The organism is Rubrivirga sp. S365 (assembly GCF_032248475.1).
In the GTDB taxonomy this organism is placed as follows: domain Bacteria; phylum Bacteroidota; class Rhodothermia; order Rhodothermales; family Rubricoccaceae; genus Rubrivirga; species Rubrivirga litoralis.
The window spans coordinates 462,788-487,530 of the sequence record NZ_JAVTTN010000001.1 but is presented as its reverse complement, the minus strand read 5'-3'; the positions used below and the strand labels follow the sequence as shown (position 1 = coordinate 487,530).

Genomic DNA, 24,743 nt, shown 5'->3' with positions numbered 1-24,743 from the left:
CCCCGCCCGCTCCTGCTCGGGCGGGGCGGTCAGGGCCGGAGGAACAGGTCGGCCGCCTCGACCTCGAAGCCGGCGAGCGCGGCCGACGCGACGGCGCCCCGCTCGTAGACGCGGCCGGCCGCGCGGAAGGCTCCGTCGCCCGCGACGAGCACCTCGACGGACTGCTCCCCCGGGTCGAGCAGCCAGTATTCCTCGACGCCGGCCTCCTCGTAGGCCCGCCGCTTCCGCGACAGGTCGAGATAGGCCGTCGACGGCGAAAGGACCTCAGCCACCAGCGTCGGCGCTCCGTTCACGCCCCGCTCTGCCAGGCGGTCCCGCCGGTCGGCCGCGACGTAGACGACGTCGGGCTGGACGACGAGCTCATCCGCGAGCGCCACGTCGATGGGGGCCACGGCGACGTACCCGCCGTGCTCGGCGGCGTACGCGAACAGCGCGCGGTAGAGGTTCTGGACGACGTCCTGGTGGCGGAGGAGCGGGGCGGGGGACATATGGACGTGGCCGTCGAGGTACTGCGCGCGCGTCCCCTCGGGGAGCGCCTGGAACGCCTCGAACGAGGCGGGGTAGCGGACCGGCTCGGTCACGCGCGGGGGCGGGGCGGTCAGGGCGATGGGCGACATGGGAGCAAGGGACGGGGACGGCAACATAGGACGCGCCGGGGAGCCCGCCCCACCCCGGAGCCCACTCTGGAACGCCACCTCGCCCTCTGGGTCCGCCCTCTGGGTTTGCCATGAATGCAACGAAGTGCGACGCAGGCCGCCTTCTGAATGTGTGTCCGCGACAGTCCCGCTAGCCGTCCTTCCCGTGGAGGCGGGAACCCGGGGGCCGACCGCCCCGCCCTCGTACTGGATCACAGGGCGGGGTGGCTGCGCCCCCGGATCGTCGTCCGGGGCAGGCTCTGCTGCGTGGTTCGGGATGACGGTTCAAGGAGAGGTCCTCACTCGTGACCAGACTCTCGAAGGGCACAGCGGCCGGAGGGCCGTTCAAGCGCTGAGGGCGGGGCGGGGGCCGGCGCGGGACGTGTGCTGCCGCCCCGCCCCCTCCTCACGTCCACCCCGCCCTGATCGGCCGGGATCGACGCCGGCCCCTTGACTCCCAGCTACAACCCGCGGCGAGTTCTGCCGCACGGTGGTCAGGAGACACGCCGGATTCGCTCATCATTTGCTCATGCCGAGGTGAGCGGCCACGTCGCCTACGATCGCGTTCAGCGTTCCAACCCGGAGCAGGCTGTGGAGCAGGACCGTCACGTGGTGCTCGCCCTCGTCGACTGGCGCGTGAGCCGGGCGTGGCTACGACCACCCCGCCCGGGCGGGGTGGTCAGTCCACGCCGAGGTGCTTGTGCGTCTGGACCGAGACGCGCCACCGCGGGTCCTCGAACACGAGGTCGAGCGCCAGCCGCGTCGCCTCCGCCAGCCGCGGGCCGTCCTCGGGCTGGACCCAGAGCGCGCGGCGCCGCGCGGCGCCCGCGCCGTGCTCGCGGACGCGGCCGGCGAACGCGGCGTACTGGGCGGGGCGGTAGTCGGGGACGACCAGCTTGAGCTCGTCGCACGCCTCCAGGCGCAGCGCGCCCTCGGGGAGCTTTGGGCTGCACACGACCCAGTCCGGGCGGTCGCCGTCGCCGAAGGCGTCGGCCAGGCGCTGCGTCCCGTTCGTCTCGACGGCGACCGTGAAGCCGGCCGCGTGGAGCGCGCCCACGAGGGCGGCGTCGGCCTGGAGGAGCGGCTCGCCGCCCGTCAGCACGCAGAAGCGGACCGCCCCGCCCACGCGCGCGGCCTCGGCGGCGAGGGCATCCGCCGAGAGCTTGACGGCGCCCTCGCGCGTAAAGTCGGTGTCGCACCACAGGGCGCAGGCGTTCCCGTGGCGGGCCGCGTCGCGCTCGCGGTCGCCCTCGTAGCCGCTCCACAGGTTGCACCCGGCCAGGCGGACGAACACGGCCGGCCGCCCCGCCCAGACGCCCTCGCCCTGGACCGTCCGCCACAGCGCCTTGACGGCGTAGCGCCGCCCGCCCGGCGGCGAGTCGACTAGGCGGTCCGCCACCCCGCCCTCGCGCTCGTCGGGCGGGGCGGGGCGGGCGCCGGCGGGCTCCACGTCTGGCCGCCCGTGTGCCACCCCGCCCTCGCCCTCGGGGAGAGGGGACCTCGTAGCAACGTCGCGGGCGGGGCGGGGCGGGCGGAGTTCTTCAGCGTTCATCGTTCAGCGTTCTCCGAGCCACCCGTTCGCTTCGGCCTCGGCGTAGCCGCGCGCGCGCAGGACGGACGCCGGGTTGTCGAGGCGGCCGTAGCCCCACGCGTGGCGCTCGGTCCGGTCGCCGTTGTAGTCGGTGTGGCTAAGCTCGCGGACCGTTTCGAGCACGTCGAGGCCGCGGACCTCCCCTAAGTCGCGGGCCAGCTTCCACGTCTCGGCCTTCGTCAGGTGCATGAGCGGCGTCCAGATGCGGACGGGCTGGCCGAGCGCGAGGGTGAGCGTCTGCGCCTGGCTCTCGACGAAGTCGGCCCGGCAGTCGGGGTAGCCGCTGTAGTCGGTCTCGCACATGCCACCGACGAGGTCGCGCGTGCCGCGGAGGAAGCCGCGCGCGGCGGCGAGCGTGAGGAACAAGGCGTTCCGGCCGGGCACGAACGACGCCGGGAGGTCGGGCGCGAGGTCGTGAACGTCGTTCGAGTCGCGGTCGTGCTCGGTCAGCGACGAGCCGGCCAGCAGGCCGCTCAGGTCCTGGACGGCGAACGGGACGCCGGCCGCGTCGGCGATTTGCCGGGCCTGCCCGATCTCGACGGCGTGCTTCTGCCCGTAGTCGAACGCGACGGCCTCGACGCGGTCGAACGCGCCGCCCTCGGGCGAGAGCGCCCAGAACAGGCACGTCGTCGAGTCCTGGCCGCCCGAGAACAGGACGAGCGCAGAGCGCTCCGCGTCGGGCGACCTGCCGGCGGGCGACCCGCTGGCGGAGCGTTGGGCGGGCGGGGCGGGGCGGGGCGGCGTGGACATGCGCCAAGGAACGGCCCGGCGGCGGCGGTCCGCCCCGCCCGCGCGTGAGGTTCTGCGAAGAACGCGGCGCCCGCGCGGAACGGGGGCGGGGCGGCCGTTGCTATCCTCGCACCGCCCCGGCGCCACTCTGCGCGCCCCACCCCGCCCCTGGGTCCGCCCATGCCCACGACCGACTCTCCCGCCGACCGCCTCGACGCCTTCCACCAGGAGGCGCTGGAGAACACACGCGCCTCGCTCGCGCACATGGCCCGCTACGGGATCGAGCCCGAGGGCCGCGTCGCGCTGTTCCTGCCGCCGGACGCGCGCCAAGCCGAGGTCCACCGGATGCCGTACACGCACGCGGCGCGGCAGCGCGTGGTCTACACGACCGAGCCCGGCGAGTTCACGGCGCTCTGCCCGTTTTCCGGCCTCCCCGACTCGGGGACCGTCCGCGTCGAGTACGTGCCGGGCTCGTGGCTCCTCGAGCTCAAGAGCCTCAAGTACTACCTCCTGAGCTGGCGCCACATCGGGGCCGCCCAGGAGGACATCACGGCGCTCCTGTTCGAGGATCTCATGGGCTGGCTCGACGACCCCGACCGCCTCGTCGTCACGACCGACTACACGGTCCGCGGCGGCATCCACACCGTCTGCACCGTCGACAGCCGCGAGCAGGGCTCGGGCGGGGCGGCCGGCGGCGACGGCGCCGCGTGATCCGGGCGGGGGTGGGTACAGGGTACGTGGTACCGGGTACACCTCCGATTCCGACCGTACCCCGTACCGGGTACCCTGTACTTCTCGACTCTTCCCCATGAGAACCGTCCTCCTGATCCTCGTCCTGCTCGGCCTCGTCGGGGCCGGCGTCGCGGCGTGGCTCGCGTTCCTGCCCAACACGCCGGCCGCCGAGGAGCCGTACAGCGTGCGCGTCCCCGAGGGGACCTCGTTCGAGGGGCTGCTCGACTCGCTGGAGTCGGTCGGCGCGGTCCGCTCGCGGACGTCGCTGTCCGCGCTCGGGAACGTGACCGGCTGGGACGAGCAGGTCAAGACGGGGCACTACTACCTCGAGCCGGGGATGACCAACTGGGCCGTGCTCGACAAGATCAGGAAGGGGCTCCAGGACCCCATCCGCATCACGATCCCGCCGGGCAGCCGCCCCGAGCGGACGGCCCGCGTGCTCCGCAACCAGCTCGGGACCGACTCGGCGGCCGTCGCGCGCCTCCTCCGCGACCCCGCCTTTGCGGACTCGATGGGTACGAACGTCGCGCACCTCCACGGGCAGATGCTCGCCGAGACGTTCGACATGTACTGGACTGACGACGCCGAGACGGCGCTGCGGCGCATCCACGAGCGCTACGACCGCTTCTGGACGCCCGAGCGCCGCGCCAAGGCCGAGTCCCTGGGGCTGACGCCCGACGAGGTCGTCACGCTGGCGTCCATCGTCGAGTGGGAGGCGCGCAAGCCCGAGGAGCGCCGCCGGATCGCGGGCGTCTACGTGAACCGCCTGCTCGGGCGGACGTCGTCGGGCCGCATGCGGCTCCAGGCCGACCCCACGGTCCAGTTCGCGCTCATGGAGGAGGGCGGGGAGCCCCGGATGCGGCGGCTCCTGTTCCGCGACTACGCCTACCCCAGCGACTACAACACGTACCGGATCGACGGCCTCCCGCCCGGCCCCATCACGAACCCCGCCGACGGGACGATCGACGCGGTCCTCGACAACGAGGCCCACGACTACCTCTTCTTCGTCGCCGACGGCTCGGGCGGCCATGACTTTAGCCGGACCGTGAGCGAGCACAACGCGAAGGCGCGCCGGTGGAGCCAGTGGCTGAGCGAGCAGGTCCGCCAGAAGAGGGCGGCCGAGGCGGCGGACACGGCCCCCTGACGGCGGGCAGCGGGCAACAACATGCGCCACCCCGCCCGCAGAACGCGAGGGCGGGGCGGACGCCGTAGCGGCGTTGCATGCAACGCCGTCGGGCCGCGGCGCCCAGGCGGGGTGCAACCGCCCCGCCCATGCCGCGGGCGGGGCGGTCGTAGGGACGACCGGCGGTCGCCCGGTGCGCAGCGGCCGCCCCGCCCTCGCTCCGTGCGAGCAGGGCGGCCGTCGTAGCGGCGTTGCACGCAATGCCGTCCGCGCCGCGCCGTCCGGGACCGCCCCGCCCTCTGCACCGCCCCGCCCAGGCGCGCGGGCGGGGTGGCGCCTCGGCGGATCAACGCCCCGCTCCGCGCTGCGGCGCACGAACCGGCGGGCGGACTCAGGAGGTTCCCCTACAGAGGCCCGGTGACTTTCCCCAAAGTCGATCGGGCGGGGCGGGGCGGCGTGCGCGCGGGCGGCCGCCCGGGTAGGTTGATGAAGCTGCTGAACGCCCCGCCCGGGCTCCAGCGGCCCCTTCTCCACGCCCCTCCCCTATGTCTCAGACCGTCCTCGTCACGGGCGGCGCCGGCTTTATCGGCTCCCACCTTGCCGACGAACTGCTCCGGCGCGGCCACACCGTCCGCGCGCTCGACGCGCTGAGCGAGCAGGTCCACGGACCGGCCGCCGCCGCGCCCGACTTCCGCCCCGATTACCTCGCCGCCGACGTCGAGCTCGTCCGCGGCGACGTCCGCGACCGGGACGCCGTTCGCGCCGCGCTCGACGGCGCCGACCGGGTCGTCCACCTCGCGGCGGCCGTCGGCGTGGGGCAGAGCATGTACGAGATCGCCGAGTACACCGACGTCAACAACCTGGGCACGGCCGTGCTGCTGGAGGAGGTCGTCGCGCGACGCGACGCCGACCGGCCGGTCGAGAAGCTGGTCGTGGCCTCGTCGATGAGCCTCTACGGCGAGGGGCTGTACGCCTCGGCACGCGGCGACGGCGGCACGCGCGAGGTCCCGCCCCGCCCGCGCGCCCAGCTCGAAGCCCGCGACTGGGAGGTCCGCGACGCCGACGGCGAGGCGCTCACCCCGCTCCCGACGCCCGAGACCAAGACGCCCGACCCGACGAGCGTCTATGCGCTCTCGAAGTACGACCAGGAGCGGCTGTGCCTGATGACCGGCGCGGCCTACGGCGTGCCGACGGCGGCGATGCGCTTTTTCAACGCTTACGGCACGCGCCAGGCGCTCTCGAACCCGTACACCGGCGTCCTCGCCATCTTCGGGTCGCGGTTCCTCAACGGCAGCCCGCCGAAGATCTTCGAGGACGGCCGCCAGCTCCGCGACTTCGTCCACGTGACGGACGTGGCGCGGGCGGTCGCGCTCGCGCTGGAGGCCCCCGAGGCCGACGGCGAGACGTTCAACGTGGGCAGCGGCGACCCGCGCTCGGTCCTCGACATCGCCCGGCTAACCGGCGAGGTGCTGGGCAAGAGCGACCTCGACCCCGAGGTCGTCGGGACGTACCGCGTCGGCGACATCCGCCACTGCTTCGCCGACATCACGAAGGCCGAGGAGCGGCTGGGCTACCGGCCCCAGGTCGCGCTCCGCGACGGGCTCGACGAGCTGGCGGGGTGGCTCGACACGCAGACGGCGACGGACCGCGTCGACCAGGCCAGCGGCGAGCTGGCGGCCCGGGGGCTCACGGTTTGACCATGCACAACGACACGACGACGAACGCGACCCCCGACAACGCCGCGGCGGGCGGGGCGGCGTGGGGCCTGCTCGAATGGATCCGCACGGGCGAGTACGAGCGCGCCGAGGAGGTCCTCTCAGACCTCGCCGCGCTGGGCGTCGAGCACGTCCGCACCGGGCTCTCGTGGGCCGACTTCGTCTCGGACGGCGGGCCGGAGTGGTTCGACTGGCTCCTCCCGCGCCTCGCGCGCCAGGCCGAGGTGCTCCCGTGCGCGCTCTACGTCCCGCCCTCGATCTCGCGCTCCGGCAACCCGACGTCGCCGCCCCGCGACCTCAAGGCCTACGCCGACTTTCTCGACGTCGTGCTCGACCGCTACGGCCGGCACTTCGAGCACGTCGAGATCTGGAACGAGGCCAACAACCACCACTACTGGGACTGGTACGCTGACCCCGAGTGGGACGCGTTCGCTGAGATGGCGAGCGGGGCGGCGCACTGGGTCCAGAAGCGGGGGTGGAAGACAGTCCTCGGCGGGATGAGCCCGACCGACCCGCCCTGGCTCTACCACATGGGCAAGAAGGGCCTGCTCGACTTTATCGACGTCGTCGGCGTGCACGGCTTCCCGGACACCTGGGACGACAAGTTCCTCGACTGGCCCCAGACGCTCGACACCGTCCGCGCCACGCTGGAGCACGGGGGCTGGGCGCGCCCGCTGTGGATCACTGAGGCCGGCTACGCCACGTGGCGCCACGACGAGCACCGCCAGGTGCTCGAGTTCCAGCGCGCGCTGGACTCGGGCGCCGGCCGCGTCTACTGGTACGCCGCGCAGGATCTCCACCCCGACCTCCCGGCCGACAGCGGGTTCCACCGCGACGACCGGCACTACCACTTCGGGCTGAAGCGCGCGAACGGGCGGCCCAAGCTGCTCCACCGCCTCCTGGCGTCCGGCGACCCGGCGGCGCTCGCGGCCGTGGCCGCCCACGCCGAGCGCGTCCCGGCCGCGCCCGAGCCGCCCCGCCCCGGCTTGAGCGGGGCGGTCCCGGGCGGGGCGGCCGCAAACGAGGCGCCCGCGGGCGGGGCGGCCGACGCCCGCGGCGACGGGGCCGCCGTCGCGGCCCCGGCCCTCCACGTCGACGGCGCCCGCGACGACCGCCCCGCCCTCGTCACGGGCGGGGCCGGCTTCGTGGGCACGAACCTGGCCGCGCGGCTGGCGTCGGAGGGCCGCCGCGTCCGCGTGTTCGACAACCTCTCGCGGCCGGGCGTCGAGACGAACCTGGCGTGGCTGACCGAGACGTACCCCGACCGCGTCGAGGTGGAGCTGGGCGACGTCCGCAACGCGTTCGCCGTGCGCCACGCCGTGCGCGACGCGTCGGCGGTGTACCACTTTGCGGCCCAGGTCGCGGTCACGACCAGCCTGACGGACCCGCGCGAGGACTTCGGCTCGAACCTCGAAGGCACGCTCAACGTGCTCGAAGCCGTCCGCGAGCGGTCCGCCCCGCCCCCGCTCCTGTTCACGTCGACGAACAAGGTCTACGGCGACCTCGCCGATCTGGAGATGGAGGAGGGCGAGACGCGGTGGGCGCCGGCCGACGCCGAGACGCGCGCGCACGGGATCTCCGAGGCCCGCCCGCTCGACTTCCACAGCCCCTACGGCTGCTCGAAGGGGGCCGCCGACCAGTACGTCCTGGACTACGCCCGCTCCTACGGGCTCCCGGCAACGGTCTTTCGGATGAGCTGCATCTACGGCCCGCACCAGTTCGGGACCGAGGACCAGGGGTGGGTCGCCCACTTCCTCATCCGCGCGCTCGCACGCGAGCCCATCACGCTCTACGGCGACGGCAAGCAGGTCCGCGACGTCCTGTTCGTGGACGACCTCGTGGACGCGCTCGTCGGCGCCGTCGAGCACATCGACCGGACCGCCGCGCGCGCCTTCAACATCGGGGGCGGGGCGGCGAACGCGGTCAGCCTCGTCGAGCTGCTCGATCAGATCGGCGGCCTCACCGGCACGCCCGTCGACGTGTCGTTCGACGGGTGGCGCCAGGGCGACCAGCGCTACTACGTGGCCGACGCGCGGGCGCTCGGCGACGCCATCGGCTGGGCGCCCCGCGTGGGCGTCGACGAGGGCGTCCGCCGCCTCCACGACTGGCTCGCCGCTCACCACCCCGCCCTGGGTCAGGGGGTCAGTGGATCGGTGGGTCAGTAGGTCGGTACGACTCGTTTGGGACACTCACGCACCTCCCCGCCCCGGTCTCGCTGAAAGGGCGGGGCGGGAGCGCACGAGGCGATTGAGGAGCCCCCTCTCCCTGACCTACTGATCCACTGACTTACCGACCTACCGCACCACCACCCGTGACCGACCCGTCTCCCGCCCCGCCCGCCGCCGCCGCCCCGCCCGGGCCGTCGCGCGCCGCCGTCGTCACCGAGCCGGGCGGGGTGGAGATGCGCGACGTGCCGCTCCCCGAGCCCGGCGCCGGCCAAGTCCGCCTCCGGCTGGAGGGGTCCGGCGTGTGCGCCTCGAACGTGCCCGTGTGGGAGGGCCGCGAGTGGTTCTCATACCCGCAGGAGCCCGGCGGGCCGGGCCACGAGGGCTGGGGCGTGGTCGAGGCCGTGGGCGAGGGCGTCGAGGCGCCGGCCGTGGGCGACCGCGTGGCGGCCATCACCTACCACGCCTACGCCACGCACGACCTGGCCGACGCCGAGGGCTGCGTCGTGCTCCCGCCGTCGCTCGACGGCGTCCCGTTCCCGGGCGAGCCGCTAGGCTGCGCCCTCAACATCTACCGCCGGGCCGGCGTCGAGGCCGGGCAGACCGTCGCCGTCGTCGGCGTCGGCTTTCTCGGCGCGCTCCTCACGCAGCTGGCCGTGGCCGACGGCGCCCGCGTCGTCGGGATCTCGCGCCGCGGCACGTCGCTGGACGCCGCCCGCGCGGCCGGCGCCGCCGAGACCATTGAGCTCGACGGCGACCGGGGACGCGTGGTCGAGCGCGTGTTCGAGCTCACGGGCGGGGCGGGCTGCCCGGTCGTGTTCGAGTGCACGGGCAAGCAGGACCCGCTGGACCTGGCCGCCGAGCTGTGCGCCGTCCGCGGCCGGCTCGTCGTGGCGGGCTACCACCAGGACGGCCTGCGGTGCGTGAACATGCAGCTCTGGAACTGGCGCGGGCTCGACGTCATCAACGCGCACGAGCGCGACCCGGCCGTTTACACCGAGGGCATCCGGCTGGCCGTCGCGGCCGTCGCCGAGGGCCGGATGGACCCGCGCCCGCTCCTCACGCACACCTACGGGCTCGACCGGCTGGGCGAGGCGCTCGACGCCACGGGCGCGCGGCCGGACGGGTTCATGAAGGCGCTCGTCGTCACCGCCCCGCCCTCGGATGACTAAAACGGTCCGCCTGGTGGGAGTCCCCTCCCCCACCGGGGGAGGGCCGGACCCAACGGGCGGGGTGGGGGACCAACGTCCGGGCCGGGCGGGGCGGCCGACTCTGCTGCCCCGCCCGCGGCGCCGCCTCTAGCCCTTCCTCGCTGCACCGACTGATGGCTGAATAGGGCGGGGAAGTCGATCCTACCGCCCCGCCCATTAGGACCACCCCGCCCACCCGGTCCACCACGCATGCCCCTCCTGGCTGCGCCGACCTGACGGTTGTCCAGGAGGGGGACCTTTTCTCTCGCCGCCCGCCGCTCGCTTCTCGCCGGGGCGGGGCGGCCTGCCCCAACCCGATGGAGACGACCGACACCGCGACCACCCCCCGCCCCGCCCCGCCCGCGGGGCGCCCGCGCCTGGGGTTCTTGGGCGTCGGGTGGATCGGGCGGAACCGGATGGAGGCGATTGTCCAGAGCGGGGCGGCCGAGGTCGTCGCCGTGTCGGACCCGTCGAGCGAGGCGGTCGCCGCGGCGCAGGAGGCGGCGCCGGGCGCCGAGGCGGCGGCGGACCTCGACGCGCTCCTCGCGCTCGACCTGGACGGCGTCGTGATCGCCACGCCGAGCGCGATGCACGCGGCGCAGAGCGTGGCGGCGCTCGAACGCGGCGTCGCCGTGTTCTGCCAGAAACCGCTGGCGCGGAGCGCGGCCGAGGCCCGCCGCGTGGTCGACGCCGCACGCGCGGCCGACCGGCCGCTGGGCGTCGACCTCTCGTACCGCCGCGTCGCGGGCGTCCCCGAGATCCGCAACCTCGTCCAGGGCGGCGCGCTGGGGAGCGTCTACGCCGTCGACCTCACGTTCCACAACGCCTATGGGCCGGACAAGGCGTGGTTCTACGACGCCGAGCGCTCGGGCGGCGGGTGCGTCATGGACCTCGGCGTGCACCTCGTCGACCTCGCGCTGTGGGCGCTGGACTACCCAGACGTCGAGGCCGTCCAGAGCGCGCTGTACTCGGGCGGCGAGCGGCTCCCGCTCCCCGTGGACCGCGTCGAGGACTACGCCCTCGCTACGCTGGACCTGGCGGGCGGGGCGGCGAGCGCGGCCGGCGCGACGGTCCGCCTCGCGTGCTCGTGGAACGCGCCGGCCGGCCAGGACGCCGCCATCGAAGCGACGGTCTACGGGACCGAGGGCGGGGCGCGCCTCGCGAACGTCGACGGCTCGTTCTACGACTTTACGGCCGAGCGCCTCCAGGGGACCGCGCGCGAGACGATCGCCGCCCCGCCCGACGACTGGGGCGGGCGCGCGGCCGTGGCGTGGGCCGAAGGGCTGGCCGCCGGCGCCGGCTTCGATCCGGAGGCCGAGCGACTCGTCGCGCTTCACGACGTGCTCGATTGGATCTACGGCCGCCCCCGGACGGAGCGCCCGTGACGCCGCCCCGCCCCCTCCGCGTCCTGATGACCGCCGACACCGTCGGCGGCGTGCTGACGTACGCCGTCGAGCTGGCGGGCGCGCTCGGGCCGCTCGGCGTCGAGGTCACGCTTGCGACGGCGGGCGGGGCGGTCCCGGCTGCCGAGCGCGCCCAGATCGAGGCCATGCCGCACGTCGCGCTCTGGGAGAGCGACTACCAGCTCGAATGGATGGACAATCCGTGGGGCGACGTGGCGGCGGCCGGCGACTGGCTGCTCCGCCTCCGCGACGCCGTGCGCCCCGACGTCGTCCACCTCAACGACTACGCGCACGGGGCGCTCGACTGGGGCGTGCCGGTCGTCGTGGCCGGTCACTCGTGCGTGCTCTCGTGGTGGGAGGCCGTCCACGGCGAGCCCGCCCCGCCCGCCTGGGGCCGCTACGCCGACGCCGTCCGCGCCGGTCTGGGCGGGGCGGACGCCGTCCTCGCGCCGACGGCCGCCATGCTGGACGCGCTCGTCCGCCACTACGGGCCGCTCCCGCCGTCGGCCGTCGTGCCGAACGGGCGCGACGCGCGGCGCTTTCCTCCGGCCGAGAAGGAGCCCGCCGTGCTCGCAGCGGGGCGGCTGTGGGACGAAGCCAAGGGACTCGACCGGCTGGCCGAGGCCGCGCCTGCGCTGCCGTGGCCGGTCCGCGTGGCCGGGAGCACGGCGCACCCCGACGGTGGTTTGCGTCCCGCCCCGCCCGGCGTCGAGGCGCTGGGGCGGCTCGCGCCCGACGCGCTCGCGGCCGAGATGGGGCGGGCCGCCGTCTACGCCCTCCCCGCCCGCTACGAGCCGTTCGGGCTGAGCGCGCTCGAAGCCGCCCTCGCCGGCTGCGCGCTCGTCCTGGGCGACGTCCCCTCGCTCCGCGAGGTGTGGGGCGGGGCGGCCCTCTACGCCTCGGACGCCGCCGCGCTCGCGGACGCCGTCGGCGCGCTCGCCTCCGACGCCGACGCCCGCGCGCAGTGGGCGGGGCGGGCGCGGGCGCGGGCGCTGACGTTCACGCCGGAGCGGACGGCCGAGGGCACGCTCGCGGTCTACCGCCGCGCGCAGGCGTCGTTCGGCGCGGGCGGGGCGGGCTCTGAGCGGCTGTTTGGGATCTCCCCCTCCCCCACCGGGGGAGGGCCGGGGTGGGGGACAGACGTCGGCTCGGGGCGGGGCGCTCGGCCCGTCACCCCCCTCCCAGCCTCCCCCCGCTGGGGGGAGGAGAACGCCGTGCAGCCTCAAACAGACTCTGAGAAGCGCACGCCTTCCCACCCCGCCCGCACACTCGCTACGGCGTCCCCTCTTCCCCCGGGAGAGGGACAACCGACAGGTCGGCGGAGCCAGGGTGAGGGAGCGGCGTCCGAGTGGGGCGGGGCGGCCGCTTCTGCCGCCCCGCCCGTCGGAACCGCCCTGCCCACCCGACAACCACCCCTGGCCCCTCCTGGCTAGGAGGGGGACTGCCGCCGCCCCGCCCTGCTCGCCCGCTCTCCGCGTGACCTCGCGCTAGCGGCCGCCCCGCCCGCGGCGCGCCTTGCTCGTCACTCGTTACCCGCTCCCCGCCGCATGACGTTCGCGCTCTTCTACCACTCGCTCCTCTCCGACTGGAACCACGGCAACGCGCACTTCCTGCGCGGCGTCGTGAGCGAGCTCGTCGCGCGCGGCCACGACGTGACGGTCTGGGAGCCCGAGGACGCGTGGAGCCTCCAGAACCTCCGCGCCGAGCACGGCGAGGGGCCGGTCGAGGCGTTCCTCGACGCGTACCCGCAGCTCCGCGGCATCAGCCGGTCCTACGACCCGGCGACGCTGGACCTGGACGAGGCTCTGGGCGGGGCGGACGCCGTCGTCGTGCACGAGTGGAGCGACCACGACCTCGTCGCCCGCGTCGGGCGGCACCGGCGGGGCGCCGGCTACCGGCTCCTGTTCCACGACACGCACCACCGGGCGGTGACGGAGCCCGAGACGATGGGCGCCTACGACCTGAGCGGGTTCGACGGCGTGCTCGCCTTCGGCGACGTGCTCCGCCGGCTCTACCTCGACCGCGGCTGGGCCGAGCGCGCGTGGACGTGGCACGAGGCGGCCGACACGCGCTTTTTCTACCCCCGCGAGGCCGAGCGCGAGGGCGACCTCGTCTGGGTCGGCAACTGGGGCGACGAGGAGCGGACGGCGGAGCTTCACGAGTTCCTGCTGGACCCCGTCGAGGCGCTGGGGCTGAGCGCCCGCGTCCACGGCGTCCGCTACCCCGAGCACGCGCGCGCGGCGCTCGCGGCGGCCGGCATCGAGTACGGCGGCTGGCTCCCCAGCGCCGACGTGCCGCGGACGCTCGCGCAGTTCGGGGTAACGGTCCACGTCCCGCGCCGGCCCTACGTCGAGGCGCTCCCCGGCATCCCGACGATCCGCCCGTTCGAGACGCTCGCCTGCGGCATCCCGCTCGTGTGCTCGCCGTGGGACGACGCCGAGGGCCTGTTCACGCCCGGCGAGGACTTTCTCATCGCCCGCGACGGCGCCGAGATGCAGCGCCACCTCCGCGACGTGCTCCACGACCCGAGCCTCGCCGCGTCGCTCCGCGCGCACGGCCTCGCCACGATCCGCGCCCGCCACACCTGCGCCCACCGCGTCGACGAGCTCGACGCCATCCTTGCCGAGCTAGGCGTGGGCGGGGTGGAGCCCGCCGCCCCAAAACCCGCCGCCCCGCCCGAGCGGGGCGGGGCGATTTCCAGTCCCCAGTCCCCGATCCCCAGTCCCTAACCGCCGTGCACATCGCGTTTTTCGGCTCCAGCCTCGTCTCGGCCTACTGGAACGGGGCGGCCACCTACTACCGCGGCATCATCCGCGCGCTGAGCGAGCGCGGCCACACGACCACGTTCTACGAGCCCGACGCCTTCGACCGCCAGGCCCACCGCGACCTCGACGACCCGGATTGGGCCGAGAGCGTGGTCTACGAGCCCACCGAGGCCGACGCGGCCCGGATGCTGGAGCGCGCCGCCGGCGCCGACCTCGTGGTGAAGGCGAGCGGCGTCGGCGTGCTCGACGAGTACCTGGAGCGCGAGGTGCTCCGCCTCCAGGCGCCGGGCACGCTCGTCGCCTTCTGGGACGTCGACGCGCCGGCCACGCTCGACCGCGTGCAGACGGACGCGGCCGACCCGTTCAGCCCGCTCGTCCCGCAGTACGACCTCGTGCTGACGTACGGCGGCGGCCCGCCCGTCGTCGACGCCTACCGCGCGCTCGGCGCCCGCGACTGCGTCCCGATCTACAACGCGCTCGACCCGACGACGCACCACCCCGCCCCGCCCGACCCGCGCTTCGAGGGCGGGCTGGGGCTGCTCGCGAACCGGCTGCCCGACCGCGAGGCGCGCATCCTGGACTTTTTCTACGGCGCCGCCGAGCGGCTCCCGGACGAGTCGTTCCTCCTGGGCGGGAGCGGGTGGGCCGAGCACGCGCCCGACCTCGCGAACGTCCGCACGCTGGGGCACGTGGCGGTCCCGGACCACAACGCGTTCAACTGCACGCCGCGCGCGGTCCTCAACGTGAGCCGCGAGAGCATGGCGCGGTACGGGTTCAGCCCGGCCACGCGCGTGTTCGAGGCGGCCGGCGCCGGGGCGTGCCTGATCACGGACGCCTGGGAGGGCGTCGACCTGTTCCTCGAGCCCGGCCGCGAGGTGCTCGTCGCCGAGGGCGGGGCGGACGTGGCCGAGCACCTCGCCGCGCTCACGCCCGAGCGCGCCCGCGACATCGGCGACGCCGCGCTCCGCCGGATGCTCGCCGAGCACACCTACGCTCACCGCGCGGCCGTGCTGGAGAACGTGTTGGAGGGCGTCGGCGTGTAGGGGCGGGGCGGCCGGTGCAGCCGCGCCGAGTCCGCCCCGCCCTCTCCCCTCCCCTTTCCCCTCTTGCCATGAGCCAGACCACGACCGACCACAACACCATCCGCACCTGGGCCGACGAGCGGGGCGGCACGCCCGCCGCCGTCAAGGACACGCAGGACGGCGACAGCGAGGTCATCCGCCTCATGTTCCCCGACGCGCCGCAGAGCGAGTCCGATAACCTGAAGGAGATCTCCTGGGACGAGTGGTTCGAGCAGTTCGACGCCAACGGCCTCGCGCTCCTCTACCAGGACCAGACCGACGACGGCGAGACGAGCCGGTTCAACAAGCTCGTCTCCCGATAGCGCAGGGACGGGGTCCGGCGGTACAGCACCTCGCCGGCTCCCCGTACCGAGTACCCCGTACCGAATGCCCCCGCCCCTCGACATCGTCGTCCTCGGCCTCTCCATCACGTCGTCGTGGGGGAACGGCCACGCGACGACGTACCGCGCGCTCGTCCGCGCGCTCGACGCCGCCGGCCACCGCGTGCTCTTCCTGGAGCGCGACAAGCCGTGGTACGCCGACAACCGCGACCTCCCCGCCCCGCCCTACGGCACGACGCGGCTCTACGACTCCCTGGACGAGCTGAAGGACGAGCACGCCGACGCCGTCCGCCGCGCCGACCTCGTCGTCGTCGGGTCGTACGTGCCCGACGGCGTGGCCGTGGGCGACTGGGCGCAGGCGACGGCGGGCGGGGCGGTCGCCTTCTACGACATCGACACGCCGGTCACGCTCGCGAAGCTCGGGCGGGGCGACACCGAGTACCTGGCGCCGCGCCAGATCCCGGGCTACGACCTCTACCTCTCGTTCACCGGCGGCCCTACGCTGGACCGGCTGGAGCGCGAGTTCGGGAGCCCGGCGGCGCGGCCGCTCTACTGCTCGGTCGACCCCGAGGCCTACGCGCCCGACCCCGCCGCCCCGCCCACGCACGACCTGGGCTACATGGGGACGTACTCGGACGACCGTCAGCCCGGCCTCGAACGGCTCCTCCTCCACCCCGCCCGGCAGTGGCGGGCGGGGCGGTTCGTCGTCGCCGGGCCGGGCTACCCGGACGACGTCGCGTGGCCGGACAACGTGGACCGTGTCGACCACCTGCCGCCGGCCGAGCACCGGGCGTTCTACACGAGCCAGCGGTGGACGCTCAACCTGACGCGGGCCGACATGGTCGCGGCCGGCTACGCGCCGAGCGTCCGCCTGTTCGAGGCCGCCGCGTGCGCGACGCCGGTCGTGAGCGACTGGTGGGAGGGGCTGGATTCTTTTTTTGTACCGGGCGAGGAGATCGTCATCGCGCGGTCCTCCGAGGAGGCGCTGAGCGCGCTCCAGGACACGCCGGACGACGAGCGCCGCCGCATCGGCGAGCGGGCGCGGGCGCGCGTGCTCGCCGCCCACACGGCGGCCCACCGCGCCGAGGAGCTCGTCGGCTACGTCCACGAGGCCCGCGCCGCCACCGCTTGACGCCCCGCTACAACACGCCCGACGAGACGACCGGCGCGCGTCCGATGCGCGACGGGGGATTCGTGACTCCCGCCGGGACAGGTCACGCATCCCTCATCGCACATCCGCGCCTACGGCCGCTCCCCACGCCACCGCCCCGCCCATGACCCTCGACACGCTCCAGTCCGCCGGCCCCGCCGCGCCTTCCACCGCCGCCGAGCGCGCCGTGGCCGAGCGCGCGCCGTGGTTCCACAACCTCCACCTCCCCGACGGGACGCAGACGGCGCCCGACCACCCGCTCGGCGACTTTCCCGCGTTCAAGTGGCGCGAGATCGCCCCGCACGTGCCCGACGACTTGAGCGGGTGGCGCGTGCTCGACATCGGCTCGAACGCCGGGTTCTACGCCTTCGAGCTGGCCCGGCGCGGGGCCGACGTGACCGGCCTGGAGTTGGACCCGCACTACATCGCGCAGGCCGAGTGGGCGGCCGAGCAGTTCGGGCTCGCCGACCGCGTCCGCTTCCGGCAGGGGACGGTCTACGACCTCGCGCGGATGGACGAGACGTTCGACCTCGTGTGGTTCATGGGCGTCTTCTACCACCTCCGCTACCCGCTCCTCGCCCTCGACCTCGTGGCGCGCGCGGCCGAGCGGCTCGTCGTGTTCCAGACGCTCACGGCCCCGGGCGAGGCCGCCGCCGCCCCGCCCGAGAACCTGCCCATCGACGCGCGCGAGCAGATGGCCCAGCCGGGCTGGCCGCAGATGGCCTTTATCGAGCACCGCCTGGCTGGCGACCCTACGAACTGGTGGGCGCCGAACGCGGCGGCGTGCGAGGCCCTGCTCCGCTCCGCCGGCCTCCGCGTCGCCTCGCGCCCGGGCCACGAGATCTGGGTCGCCGAGCGAGCGGCCGAGGACCCGAACGCGGCGGCGCGGGCGGCGGAGCTCCAGGCTGTCGCGGGCGACGGCGCGTAGCCGGCGGGCGGGGCGGTCCATCTCGGGAGCGCCCGCCCCGCCCGCGCTAGCTGTCCCAGGTCCGCGCGCTGCGCGCCCGCCCCGCCCGCGCCCTCGGCGCACAGGCGGGGCGGCGGGCGCCGTTCGGGGCGGCGCGTGCTCCGCCCGAGGCCGTCCCGCCCCGCAGGGGCTACGCATCACTCTAGCCGGAGCACCGTCGCGAGGTAGTCGGCGTCCCAGGCGCATCGCATCCGCTTCGTCGGCGCGCCGCCCTCGGCCGTTGTCTCGGCGCGCAGCAGCGTCAGCGCCACCCGCCGCGCTACCGCCAGGTTCGCCGCTGCGTAATCGGTCCGTGTCCGGCTCGCGTCTTCGCCGAAGCTCACGTCGAGCGACCAGTGCAGCCCGTTCTCGACGCCCCAGTGCCCACGCACCGACCGCGCAAGCGTCTCGGCGTCGACCGCCAGGCTCGTCGCGAAGTAGCGCTGCTCGGTCGAGGTCTTGCCGCCCACCGTCCGCGTGGACTCCACCATCCCGACGCTCGTCAGTCCGGCCCAGAGCAGCCTCCGCAGCGCCTCGTCCGGCACAGCGGCCGACCAGTAGCGCCGCGTCTCGACGCGGCCGTGGCCACGCTCAGAGGTCTCGAAGGCGTCCACGTCTCCCGAGAGCGTCGCCTCCATCATCCAGCGCTCGGCTTGCTCGCGCAGCCCGGCCTGGTTGCCTTTGAGGCCGAACACGTAGTCCCCGCCGCCGTCGACGATCTGCTTCGCAATGTCGGTCTGGCACCCGGCCGCGTCGGTGGTGACGATGCAGCCCGAGAGGTCCAAGAGCGCCAGCAGGCGCGGGACGGCTGACACCTCGCCCTCGCCGTCGTCGGTGGTGACCTGTCCGAGTGCCGCGCCCGCCTCGGTGGCCCACGCCGAGACGACCGTCAGCATGGGCTCGCCCGCGTCGCGGGCGCGCCGGAGCCGCTTGCCGTCGACGGCGACGACCCGGCCGTCGGTCTTGCGGAAGGCCTCCTGCGCCCAGGCGGCAAACGAGCGCTCGAAGTGTCGGCGGTCGACGAGGGCGAAGACACGGCGGACGGTGTCGTGCGACGGGACGCCGTGGGTGAGCGGCAACCAGCGCCGGAGCCAGTCGAGGCGCGCCTTGCCGAAGGCCTCGATGGCGAGGAAGCTGTCGGCACCGGCCGTGATGGCGCAGAGCGCGAGGCCGAAGATGTCGGAGAGCGCGTGGCGCTTGCCGTGGTCTCGGCGCGGGTCGGGGATGAGGTCGAAGTGACCTCCAAGCAGAGCCATGAGCGGTGGAGCGGAGCGAAACCGGCTCCTACGCTACTCATGGTGATGCGTAGCCCCTGCGCGGAGGCGGCTCTAACCGAGGGCTGGGGGACACCCGGAGCGCTCGGTGCCTATCTTGACGCTGTCTCCTTCGCCGCTCATGGAGCCCGACGCCCCCACCCCGCCCGACGACGCGGGCCGCGCCAGCGCGGCGCGGCAGGAGGCGCGCGCGCTCGGCCCCCTCCGCGACCGCGTCGAGACGGCGGCCCGCGAGATCGAGCGGCTCCGCTCCGAGAACGCCGCGCTCGCCCAGCGCGTGCTCGAGCTCCAGGACGCCCGTGACGACCGGGCGCCGTCGTTCTCGTTCGGCGGAGACGAGGAGGACGCCGAGGCGCTCCGCAGCCGCGTCCAGGGCTTTATCGACACCATCGACGCCGCCCTCCGCACGGGCGGCGACGGCACCGCGGACGCCGTGCCCGAGACGCCCGGAGAGGAATGAGCGCGTCGCAGCCCGTCTCGATCCGCGTCCGCATTCTGGACCGCGACTATCCGCTCCGCGTGGCGCCGGGCGACGAGGACTACACGCTCCACCTGGCCCAGCGGGTCGACGAGCGGCTCCGGCGGCTCCGGGCGCAGCTCCCGTCGCAGCCCGACCTGACGCACGCGGTCCTCGCGGCGCTCGCGCTCGCCGAGGAGCTCTACGCCGCCCGCGCCGAGACCGACCGCCTGCGGGCGCGCGTCGAGTTGGAGTCGGCCGCCCTCGCCGACCGACTCGACGCCGCGCTCACCGCCCCGCTCGGCGGCGACGGCGCGTCGGCGGGCGGGGCGGGGGAGAGGCCCGACCCGTGACGTCGGTCTCGCCGTGGGTGACGGCCTACGCCGTGCTGCTGGCGGCGGCGGGCGCCGTGTTCCTCTTCGTGCCCGACATCGTGTTCCCGGACGCGCGCGCCGGCGGCCCAGCGGCCCTCGCCGCCCAGCTTTTCGGCGCGGCCCTCCTCGGATTTGCCGCCCTGTGCTGGGCGGGGCGGGGCGCTCTCCTCGGCGGCATCTACGGCCGGCCGATCGTCGTAGGCAATCAGGCGTTCGCGGTCGTCGGGACGCTCGTCGTCCTCGGGGGACTACCGCCGGAGGCGGGGCCGGGGCTCTGGGGCCTCCTGGCCGTCCTCGTGTTCGGTGCCGCGCTCTGGAGCGTGCTCCTGTTCCGGTCGCCGCGGCGCGACGGGCCGCCGCCCCGCCCGGCGGCGTAGCCCGCCCCGCCCGCGTGTCCTAGGGGGCGGGGAGCCGCCCCGCTCAAGCGAAATTCGAGGGGCGGGGTGGAACAGGCGCCGCCTCCCGCCGATACCCTGATGCGCCCGGGAGGGGCTACCCGCCCCGCCCGGTGCTTACCGGCTTGTGGCCACCGCATGGGAACCTGAACAGCGTTAACCGCGGGGGTCCCGCTTCGGACCTGACCATCAGACCGCGTCCCGCTCCGGCGGGATTCCGGGGCTCCGGCCCCGGGCCGCGGAAGTAGAGAGGGTCCAGAGGGCCTCCACATTGTCAGACGAGCAAGGTTCTCGTCCACGCGCCGCAGGCTGGTACTTCTGCCCCCGCCCCGCGACCGCCGTCGCCGGGCGGGACCCCGAGAGCCCCGGGTGTCCGCCAGTGGGCGGACCCGGGGCGCTCGCCGTACGTGCCGTCTTCCCGCCTGACTGGGGCGGGGCGGTCTGCCGCGGGCGGGGCGGCCTCCCGAGGCCGGCCGACAAACGCGACCCCGCCGCCATCCGAGCGCGCCGTGGTGCTCGTGAGCAAGGCGGGGTGGGGGAGAGCCTGAGTTCGGCCGGAGGCGCGGATCTGCGGAACGGGCGGGGCGGGGCGCCGATCCAACCTGCCCTCTCTCCACCCCGCTCCCATGCCCGACTCCCAGCCCACGCGCCCCGGCCTCGTCCAGGACAAGATCGCCATCGTCACCGGCGCCGCCGAAGGCATCGGCGAGGCCATCGCCCACAAGTTCGCCTACGAGGGCGCGGGCGGCCTCGTCCTCGCCGGCCTCCCCGGCGACCCCCTCGACCAAGTCGCCGCCGACGTCCGCGACCAGTATGGGACGCGCGTCGAGACGTTCGCCGGCGACGTCGGCGAGCCGGAGCACGCCGAGGCCTGCGTTCAGAAGGCGGTCGACGCGTTCGGCCGGCTCGACGTGCTCGTCAACAACGCCGGGTCGCTCCCCGCACTCGCTGAGCTCCCGGAGTACCCGGTCGAGGCGTTCGACAAGCTCCTCCACAACAACGTCAAGACGACGTTCTTCATGACGCGCGCCGCGGTCCCCGAGCTCCAGAAGACCAAGGGGAACGTGGTCACGGCCGGGTCCGAGGCGGGGTGGAACGGGTCGCCCCGGTTCACGCCGTACGGCGGGACGAAGGCGTGGAACCACGCCTTCATGAAGGGGGTCGCTGGCGAGCAGGGGGCGCACGGCGTCCGCGCCAACTGCGTCTGCCCCGGCCCCGTCGACACGTCGTTCACGCACAAGGAGGACGGCCCGATGGACAAGGACGCCGAGCAGACCGTGACGCAGTCGACGGCCTTTGGGCGCCGGGCGACGACCGAGGAGATCGCCAACGTCTACGCCTTCCTGGCGTCGGACCAGGCCAGCTACGTGACCGGCGCGCTCTGGCTCGTCGACGGCGCGACGACGATCGTCCACGGGATGCCGGGCAAGAAGGCGCCGAAGGACGTCCAGCAGGAGCCGGCCGGCGTCCTCACCCTCCGGTTCCAGCGCCACTCCGACCCCGCGGCGGTCCCGGCGAGCTAGCCCCGCCCCGCCCGGAGCTTCGGGCGGGGCGGCCCGTTCTTCTCCCGCCCCGCTCCGCCCCGCCCGCCTGGGCGGGGCGGCCCGTTCCTCGCACCCCGACCCATGACCCTGACCAGCACCTCCCTCACCGACGGCGCGCCCATCGACCCGCAGTACGCCTTCTGCAAGGCGGCCGCCAGCGGCCACACCGAGCCCGGCGGCGACCGGAGCCCGCACCTCGCCTGGAGCGGCGCCCCCGACGGCACGCGCTCGTTCGCCGTCGTCGTCCGCGATCCCGACGTGCCGGCCGACGCGAGCGACGCGAACCAGGAGGGCAAGACGATCCCCGTGGACGCCGAGCGGACGCCGTTCTACCACTGGCTCCTCGTCGACATCCCCGCTTCGACGACCGAGATCGCCGAGGGCGCCGCCTCGGACGGCGTAACGCCGAACGGCAAGGCGCCGGGCCGCACGTCGCTCGGGCTCGCCGGCACCAACACGTTCACCGACTTTCTCGCCGGGAGCGACATGGAAGGGACCTACGGCGGCTACGACGGCCCGTGCCCGCCGTGGAACGACGAGCGGCTCCACCACTACCACTTCACCGTCTACGCCCTCGACACCGAGAGCCTGGGGCTTGGCGACGACGGCGACTTTACGGGCGACGACGTGGAGGCCGCCCTCGACGGTCACGTCCTCGCGCAGGCCGAGATCGTGGGGACGTACACGACGAACCCGGCCGTGGGCTAGCCGCCCCGCCCGGGCGGGGCGGCTGTATCCTGTCCTCATGGCCCTCCTCGAACGCATCACGATCGATCCCGCCGTGTGCCACGGCCGTCCCTGCGTACGCGGCCTCCGCTACCCCGTGGACATGCTGCTCGACCTGCTCAGCGGCGGGATGACGACGGACGAGGTCCTGGAGGACTACCCCGACCTGGAGGCCGACGACCTCCGCGCCGTCCTCGCGTACGCCGCGGAAGTGACACGGACGCACCGAACACGCTCGCTTGCAGCGTGAGGGCGCTCGTCGACGCTCAGCTCCCCCGCCGGATCTCGAGGTGCTCCTGCTCCCCGTCTTCAGCGAGATCGCCGCGGCCTTGGAGGAGACGCTGTTTGTTGAGGTAACGAGGGACGCGATCTTTTTTGGGAGATGAAAGACGGCTCGGCCGCCCCGCCCGTCTTCGCCCCGAATCCGCCCCGCCCCGGTCGGGACCGCACGGGGCGGGGCGGACCTTATGCGTTTCGCCACCCCGCCCTCGCAGACCCAAAGGGCGGGGCGGGGCGGTCTCCGGGACCGAGCCCCGCCGTCGTCCCCCGCTTAGCGCTCCCCTATGCAGATCCGTAACGTCGCGATTGTCGCCCACGTCGACCACGGCAAGACCACCCTCGTCGACGCGCTCCTCCAGCAGAGCGGGACGTTCGCCGCCCACGAGACCGTCACCGAGCGCGTGATGGACTCGATGGACCTCGAACGCGAAAAGGGCATCACGATCATGGCCAAGAACACGGCCGTCCGCTACACGACCGAGGCCGGCGACGACGTCAAGATCAACATCGTCGACACGCCGGGCCACGCCGACTTCGGCGGCGAGGTCGAGCGGACGCTCCGCATGGTCGACGGCATCATGCTGCTCGTCGACGCCGCCGAGGGGCCGCTGCCGCAGACGCGGTTCGTGCTCTCGAAGGCGCTCGCGCTGGGGCTCGTGCCGATCGTGGTCATCAACAAGATCGACCGGGGCGACGCCCGCGCCGAGGAGGTCCTGGACGAGATCTACGACCTGTTTATCGACCTCGACGCCGACGAGCACCAGCTCGACTTCCCCGTCATCTACGCCGTCGCCCGCGACGGCGAGTGCACCCTCGACCTGGAGGCCGACCTCACCGACCTCAAGCCGGTCTTCGAGACGATCGTGAGCACGGTCCCGGCCCCCGCCGGCGATCCCGACGCGACGCTGCAGCTGTTGGTCACGGACGTCAAGCCCGACAACTTCCTCGGCCCCATCGCCATCGGCCGCGTCGTCAACGGCACGCTCGCCGTGAAGCAGCGCGTGCTCATGTACCACCGGACCGGCGAGACGAAGGCGACGCAGGTGACGAGCCTGTTCGTGAGCGAGGGCCTGGACCGCGTCGAGACCGAGACGGCCGTCGCGGGCGACATCGTCTACGTGGGCGGGCTGACTGGCATCGGCCTGGGCGAGTCCGTCACCGACGCCGACGACCCGCAGCCGCTCGCCGCGCTCGACATCGACGAGCCGACGCTGTCGATGGAGTTCCGCGTCAACGACTCGCCGTTCGTGGGCAAGGACGGCAAGTACGTCACGTCGCGCAACCTCCGCGACCGGCTGATGAAGGAGGGCGAGGCCAACCTCGCGCTCCGCATCGACGAGACCGAGAGCACCGACCGCTACCTCGTCTTCGGGCGGGGCGAGCTCCAGATGGCCATCCTCATCGAACAGATGCGGCGCGAGGGCTACGAGTTCGCCGTCGGGACGCCGCAGGTGATCACGAAGGAGGTCCGCGGCAAGACGCACGAGCCGTACGAGCGCGCGACGGTCGACGTGGCCGAGGAGTTCATGGGCGTCGTGATCGAGACGCTGGGCACGCGCAAGGGCCAGATGGTGGAGATGAAGAACAACGGGTCGGGCCGCGTCCGCATGACGTTCGAGATCCCGGCGCGCGGGCTCATCGGCTACCGGACCGAGTTCCTGACCGACACCAAGGGCACGGGCCTGCTCACGCACATCTTCGACGGCTACAAGCCGTGGGCCGGCCCCATCACGCACCGCGCGACGGGCGCCATCGTGGCTGACCGGAACGGGAAGGTGACGCCGTACACCATCGTCAACCTCCAGGAGCGCGGCCAGCTGTTCGTCGAGCCCGGCGACGAGGTCTACAACGGGATGATCGTCGGCGAGAACGCGCGCGACGAGGACATGGAGGTCAACGCGACCAAGGAGAAGAAGCTGACGAACATGCGCGCGTCGGGCTCGGACAACTTCCTGAAGATGAACCCCTCGAAGAAGATGAGCCTGGAGGAGGCCATCGAGTTTATCCGCGAGGACGAGCTCATCGAGATCACGCCGGCCTCGATGCGGCTCCGCAAGCGGCACCTCGACCCGCACGAGCGGAAGCGGGCGGCTCAGGCCCGCAAGCAGGAGGCGTAGGCCGCCCCGCCTAGGCACCGCCCTGCCCCCG

At 74.1% G+C, this 24,743-nt stretch carries 23 protein-coding genes; 19 read left to right on the top strand and 4 right to left on the bottom strand.

The window, feature by feature from the left end; genetic code table 11:
* Positions 1-29 precede the first annotated feature (29 nt).
* The 3 genes from RQM47_RS02175 to queC all read right to left on the bottom strand — a co-directional run bounded on the left by RQM47_RS02175 (position 30) and on the right by queC (position 2,976).
* Positions 30-617: a Uma2 family endonuclease gene (locus tag RQM47_RS02175; protein WP_311664682.1), complete on the bottom strand. Its 588-nt coding sequence runs from the start codon at positions 615-617 to the stop codon at positions 30-32.
* 697 nt (positions 618-1,314) lie between these two features.
* Positions 1,315-2,187 carry a 7-carboxy-7-deazaguanine synthase QueE gene (locus RQM47_RS02170; protein ID WP_311664681.1) on the bottom strand — a complete coding sequence of 291 codons (873 nt, stop codon included), beginning with the start codon at positions 2,185-2,187 and terminating at the stop codon, positions 1,315-1,317.
* Between the two features lie 3 nt (positions 2,188-2,190).
* Complete coding sequence (gene queC / locus RQM47_RS02165; RefSeq protein WP_311664680.1) at positions 2,191-2,976, bottom strand: 7-cyano-7-deazaguanine synthase QueC; 786 nt, start codon at positions 2,974-2,976, stop codon at positions 2,191-2,193.
* A 159-nt stretch (positions 2,977-3,135) separates the two neighbouring features.
* On the opposite strand from queC, the gene queF reads away from it, so the two are divergent.
* The 12 genes from queF to RQM47_RS02105 all read left to right on the top strand — a co-directional run bounded on the left by queF (position 3,136) and on the right by RQM47_RS02105 (position 17,528).
* Complete coding sequence (gene queF / locus RQM47_RS02160; protein WP_314007204.1) at positions 3,136-3,666, top strand: preQ(1) synthase; 531 nt, start codon at positions 3,136-3,138, stop codon at positions 3,664-3,666.
* A gap of 97 nt (positions 3,667-3,763) precedes the next feature.
* The gene (gene mltG, locus RQM47_RS02155) at positions 3,764-4,831 is read left to right on the top strand and encodes an endolytic transglycosylase MltG (RefSeq protein ID WP_314007202.1); all 1,068 of its coding nucleotides are present in this window, start codon (positions 3,764-3,766) and stop codon (positions 4,829-4,831) included.
* Between the two features lie 524 nt (positions 4,832-5,355).
* Complete coding sequence (locus RQM47_RS02150; RefSeq protein WP_314007199.1) at positions 5,356-6,507, top strand: SDR family NAD(P)-dependent oxidoreductase; 1,152 nt, start codon at positions 5,356-5,358, stop codon at positions 6,505-6,507.
* 2 nt (positions 6,508-6,509) lie between these two features.
* Complete coding sequence (locus RQM47_RS02145) at positions 6,510-8,690, top strand: NAD-dependent epimerase/dehydratase family protein (protein ID WP_311664672.1); 2,181 nt, start codon at positions 6,510-6,512, stop codon at positions 8,688-8,690.
* A gap of 236 nt (positions 8,691-8,926) precedes the next feature.
* Complete coding sequence (locus tag RQM47_RS02140) at positions 8,927-9,862, top strand: MDR/zinc-dependent alcohol dehydrogenase-like family protein (RefSeq protein WP_349256327.1); 936 nt, start codon at positions 8,927-8,929, stop codon at positions 9,860-9,862.
* Between the two features lie 335 nt (positions 9,863-10,197).
* Positions 10,198-11,265, top strand: coding sequence for a Gfo/Idh/MocA family oxidoreductase (locus tag RQM47_RS02135; RefSeq protein WP_311664668.1), 1,068 nt, complete (start codon positions 10,198-10,200; stop codon positions 11,263-11,265).
* Positions 11,266-11,291: 26 nt separating this feature from the next.
* Entirely contained in the window at positions 11,292-12,716 is a 1,425-nt protein-coding gene (locus RQM47_RS02130; protein ID WP_311664666.1) for a glycosyltransferase family 4 protein, read from the top strand.
* Between the two features lie 114 nt (positions 12,717-12,830).
* The gene (locus tag RQM47_RS02125) at positions 12,831-14,012 is read left to right on the top strand and encodes a glycosyltransferase (RefSeq protein WP_311664664.1); all 1,182 of its coding nucleotides are present in this window, start codon (positions 12,831-12,833) and stop codon (positions 14,010-14,012) included.
* A gap of 5 nt (positions 14,013-14,017) precedes the next feature.
* Positions 14,018-15,091, top strand: a complete 1,074-nt coding sequence (locus RQM47_RS02120; RefSeq protein WP_311664662.1) for a glycosyltransferase — start codon at positions 14,018-14,020, stop codon at positions 15,089-15,091.
* 68 nt (positions 15,092-15,159) lie between these two features.
* Positions 15,160-15,432, top strand: coding sequence for a hypothetical protein (locus RQM47_RS02115; protein ID WP_311664659.1), 273 nt, complete (start codon positions 15,160-15,162; stop codon positions 15,430-15,432).
* 64 nt (positions 15,433-15,496) lie between these two features.
* On the top strand, positions 15,497-16,582 hold the full coding sequence (locus tag RQM47_RS02110; RefSeq protein WP_311664657.1) for a glycosyltransferase: 1,086 nt from the start codon (positions 15,497-15,499) through the stop codon (positions 16,580-16,582).
* A gap of 142 nt (positions 16,583-16,724) precedes the next feature.
* A complete protein-coding gene (locus RQM47_RS02105) occupies positions 16,725-17,528 on the top strand; it encodes a TIGR04290 family methyltransferase (protein ID WP_311664656.1) in 804 nt (267 codons plus the stop codon).
* A 176-nt stretch (positions 17,529-17,704) separates the two neighbouring features.
* On the opposite strand, the gene RQM47_RS02100 is transcribed toward RQM47_RS02105, so the two are convergent.
* Positions 17,705-18,802, bottom strand: coding sequence for an ISAs1 family transposase (locus RQM47_RS02100; protein ID WP_314006942.1), 1,098 nt, complete (start codon positions 18,800-18,802; stop codon positions 17,705-17,707).
* Between the two features lie 139 nt (positions 18,803-18,941).
* Between RQM47_RS02100 and RQM47_RS02095 the strand changes: the two genes are divergently transcribed.
* The 7 genes from RQM47_RS02095 (at position 18,942) to typA (ending at position 24,712) form a co-directional block, all read left to right on the top strand.
* Positions 18,942-19,280, top strand: coding sequence for a hypothetical protein (locus tag RQM47_RS02095; protein WP_314007196.1), 339 nt, complete (start codon positions 18,942-18,944; stop codon positions 19,278-19,280).
* Positions 19,277-19,630 (top strand): cell division protein ZapA, encoded by a 354-nt coding sequence (locus tag RQM47_RS02090; protein WP_311662403.1) that lies wholly within the window; start codon positions 19,277-19,279, stop codon positions 19,628-19,630. The genes RQM47_RS02095 and RQM47_RS02090 overlap by 4 nt, the downstream gene beginning before the upstream one ends.
* A complete protein-coding gene (locus RQM47_RS02085) occupies positions 19,627-20,028 on the top strand; it encodes a hypothetical protein (RefSeq protein ID WP_311662404.1) in 402 nt (133 codons plus the stop codon). Before RQM47_RS02090 ends, RQM47_RS02085 begins: the two co-directional genes overlap by 4 nt.
* A gap of 644 nt (positions 20,029-20,672) precedes the next feature.
* Positions 20,673-21,569 carry a glucose 1-dehydrogenase gene (locus tag RQM47_RS02080; protein ID WP_311662405.1) on the top strand — a complete coding sequence of 299 codons (897 nt, stop codon included), beginning with the start codon at positions 20,673-20,675 and terminating at the stop codon, positions 21,567-21,569.
* Between the two features lie 102 nt (positions 21,570-21,671).
* A complete protein-coding gene (locus RQM47_RS02075; protein WP_311662406.1) occupies positions 21,672-22,298 on the top strand; it encodes a YbhB/YbcL family Raf kinase inhibitor-like protein in 627 nt (208 codons plus the stop codon).
* Between the two features lie 37 nt (positions 22,299-22,335).
* Positions 22,336-22,566: a DUF433 domain-containing protein gene (locus RQM47_RS02070; protein ID WP_311662407.1), complete on the top strand. Its 231-nt coding sequence runs from the start codon at positions 22,336-22,338 to the stop codon at positions 22,564-22,566.
* A gap of 313 nt (positions 22,567-22,879) precedes the next feature.
* Positions 22,880-24,712, top strand: a complete 1,833-nt coding sequence (gene typA, locus RQM47_RS02065; RefSeq protein WP_311662408.1) for a translational GTPase TypA — start codon at positions 22,880-22,882, stop codon at positions 24,710-24,712.
* The last annotated feature ends 31 nt before the right edge of the window (positions 24,713-24,743 follow it).